The 4022-nt window shown below is 42.6% G+C and carries 2 protein-coding genes; both read right to left on the reverse strand.

The window, feature by feature from the left end; translation table 11 throughout:
- Nucleotides 1-663 (reverse strand): retention module-containing protein (locus BEL05_RS10580; protein ID WP_139151866.1); only part of this gene is annotated, 663 nt, incomplete at its 3' end.
- A gap of 238 nt (nt 664-901) precedes the next feature.
- On the reverse strand, nt 902-4022 hold a 3121-nt coding region (locus tag BEL05_RS10585), incomplete at its 5' end, for a VWA domain-containing protein (protein WP_139151867.1).

Genomic DNA, 4022 nt, shown 5'->3' on the forward strand with positions numbered 1-4022 from the left:
GAAGGTGTAGGTGCCATCGGCGTTGATGACTAATGAGCCGCCTTCCACCTCAACCGTGGTGCCTGCTGCAACGGTTTCGCCGTTAACAGTGAAGCTGACCACTGACAAGTCGCTGTCGATATCGCTGTCGTTAGCCAATACGTTGCCAGTGGCGACGGTATCTTCTGCAATGGTGTTGCTGTCGTTGGTAGCGATGGTGGGGGAATCATCGCTGCTCACTAATTCTGTTGTTGGCGTAAATTCAGGTTGTGAAATACCATCGGTATTAAAGCCTGCAGAGGCTATGGTTTGTGCTCCACTTCGACTTAAAGACACAAAATCAGAACCACCTTCATTACCTTGAGCACCACCTGCAGCTGTGTCTGGTAGCGCAGCAGTTGGATCGTCCCCAGCAGCTATAAGGGCCTGCAATTGCTCTATTTCATTTAATGCGTTGGTATCAGTCGCTGTTTCAATTTGCTCTGGTAGTACCTCTGCACTGTTATAGGTACTACCATCTTGATAGGCGATCTCAAGCGTAGATTCATCAGGGATTGAAACCTTTGTACCAGCAGGGACGTAGTCTCCAATATTAGCAACTTTACTTCCTGTATCCGATTGAATTGATACATTTCCTTGAGTATTTGTGACGTGTCCGTTTTTAGCTGTAACTAGTGATTTCATTCCTGCCCCCGCAGATTAAATAAATACAATCGTAACCAACTGGTTGCAATTGTTAGCGTACTTTTTCGCCAAGAATGAGATGTTAACAGTGATGCTGGCAATGGTCAATTTTTTGACGGAAAGGTCATGCTTAAGTATGGATAAAAGTTATTGCTTCTGGGTACTGAAACAAAAAGGCCAAACCTCTTAATGATTAGCTTGGCCTTCTATCGGACTATTTACGTAGCCATATTAAATTTTACGGTATGGTATCGATTATTAGATTTTCATTGTTAAGTAAGTTGGTGATCACTTGATTGTCGCTAAGTGAATTGTTATCCGTCAGGTCAACGTTTTCTAGGACAATAATCAGATCTGTCACACCATCGTGATTTGAATCTACGGATATTTCGGTGTTACCTCCACTAAAGTTAAACTCTAAGTATTGGTCTAAGGAGAAGGTACCCGTTTCTTCATCAATGAGAATACTTGAAAGATCCAACGCGTCGTAATTAACGTCAAAGTTGACAACCGTATCAGTACTTCCATCAGCAGAACCAAGATTCCACACGAATGTATCGCGGTCCGTATCGACACCACCATCCATAATGTCACTGCCAGTACCACCAATTAGTACATCGCTGCCGAGGCCACCTATAAGTATATCGTCGTCCCCCTGCCCAAATAAGATATCGTTTCCGTTACCGCCATAGATGGTATCACTGCCATCGTCAGCACCCGAGATATCGAACTCGTCAGTATGTTCAGAGATATACCCATGGATTTCAACATCAGTAATATCATTAATGCTGATGTTGGTTTGAGTTGATACATATTCTTTTAAAGCATCATATCCCTGGGTATTGATACCCGTGAATTGAGCCAAGTCACCAAAGACGATATCGTGTCCATCACCAGCAGTGATCACATCGTTACCAGGAAGCAGACTGGATTGAAGAATTGCATCGGCGAGATTACTCACATCAACATTATTGAGGATCTGTCCGTCTGAGTCGAAGTTCTCAAGAACATTGCTGTTAATATTATTACCGAGTCCAATTGCTTGTATTATCGATAATGCACTGAGTAGATTAAATGCCGCTAATCCGTTTTGGTAACTACTGCCTGGAATGCCGCCATCGGAAGTTGGCCTACCGTCAGTAATGAAGTAGGTCAGGTTGGTACCGCTATTTTGAGATGCAAGCCCTGTGGCAAACCAATTATAAACCTCGTTAAAGGCAGCATAATAATTAGTTTGACCACCACTACTCATAGATCTCATTGCATCACTTATCTGTGTCAAGACATCATTAGCTGTTAAATCGATAGAGATAAGTGTTTGAGCAGAGCTAGCAAAATCGACTAAGAGAATATTTACAGTACCCGAATTAGGCTGACTTGCATTAGCCACAAGCTGTTCGATAACACTTAATATTTGAGCTTTTGCAGTATTAACGGCGGACTGGCCCATGCTTCCAGATGTATCAATAAGGAAGGCAATATTGTAGTCCTCTCCAGGAACAATACTTGTTGTATCGCTCACAATAAGGTCATTCCCGTCACTACCTTGGTGTGTATCATCCCCAGGATTAAGAGTCTGGTGATTAAATATCTCAATCTCAACCGCAGCGGTGTCGGTACCACCATTGCTATCACTTATTTCATAAGTAAACCTAACGGGTGCGGACCCATTACCATTGTGCTGATAGGTATAGGTTCCATCTTCTTGAATTGTTAACACACCGCCCGCAACATTAACGGTAGCAATGCCATTTACAAATGTAAGCTCTGCACCGTTGATATGAGTTACTTTGAGATTGTGTCCATTGGCATCGCTATCTGCCCCTGAGCCAGTATCATCAGTTATTACATTGGAGCTTATTACCCCGCCGCTATCGACTTTGTATGCATTATTAATGGCATTTGGTACATAATTATCTGGCGTTAGTGTGATATAAAAATGGCCGTTATTGTCATTAGTAAATGGTATTGCGTCGCCATCATTGTCTGTAGCAGTGTAGGCAAATTCAAGATCGATAGGGCTATTGAAAATAATGCCCGATGAAGATAGGCCATTTATTTGGAAATCTTCCCCATTAACATGGAAGATTTCAATCGACATAATTGCCAAACCATTGTGTTCTAACTCTTCAATCAGAAATATGCCATTTGTGGTTGTTATATTAACGACCTTTGTCGAATTGTCTGAGTAAGTAACTATGTATTGAATATCAGCAGAACCAGTATGGTTACCGTTGTTATTGGTTCCCAAATTAACTGCTAAAATACTCGTACCGTCAACGCCATACTCAATTTTAATTGACTCATTAGCACTGATGGAGGTTTGAGGGCCCACACCTATACCATGACTGTTGGAGTTGATCTGCGAAGATACTCCGTTAGTGTACCCAGTTATCGTCGAAATAACGCTGGCAGCTTGTCCATTTTGGGCATAGATAGAACCATCAAAATCTACGAAGTAGGTGAGGTTATTCCCAGCAGGAGCTGAGCCAATGTCGTAATTGACTATCGCTTCCTGATCCATTTCCTGAAGCAGAACAAATTGATAGTCGTAATGCCCATTACCGTCTAATACGGCCGTTAACGTAAATATGTCAACGCCATTAGCACTAGCTGTTAATGTATTACCACTCATCGTATAAACCAGATCATACCCATCGTGTTTTAAACCAGATGTAATAAGCTCAAAATTAACTTCGCCAAACCCATCAGCACCAGGATTGAAGAGATCGGCAGTGACTGTGCTGCCTACGCTATGGGAAATGTCATGGACCAAAGACTCATCAACTTGGTCTACTCCTGAATCATCTTCAATAGTGACACTCAAGGTTGTTGTTGCGTCGCCGGAGCCATCATTAATAGTAACTCCAAAGTTCAATAACATGATGTCTTCAATGCTATTCAGTTCATGATCTACAGGCCCAAGGAGATTGACGGTATAAGCAACGCTATATCCAGACACGTCTCCGCTTACTGAGCCAAGTACTATTGTCATGATAACTGTGTTACCCACTGAACCAGTTAGCGTGTTCGTCTGGCTATCCCAACTCCAACTGACGAGTTGTTCATCTGAATATACATTAGTACTTGGACCAGACAATGAAACCGTAAAGGCACTGCTGTCAGAGGCGTCAGGATCTGTAAAGGTGATAACACCTCCATTTGTTTTCAAATCAGTTTGATCAGAAGGATCACCGATATTATCAATAATGCCAGCCAATAGACCTTCTTCAGATACAACAGTCGCCGCGGCATTAATCACGGGGAGATCATTGGTGCCAGTAATGGTGACCACCACGACTTGGGTGGCGGTGCCATTATTGTCATCATCAATGGTGACAGTGAAGCTCATGGTGATG

Origin of the sequence: Shewanella colwelliana (assembly GCF_001735525.1) — a bacterium.
Taxonomy (GTDB): Bacteria; Pseudomonadota; Gammaproteobacteria; order Enterobacterales; family Shewanellaceae; genus Shewanella; species Shewanella colwelliana.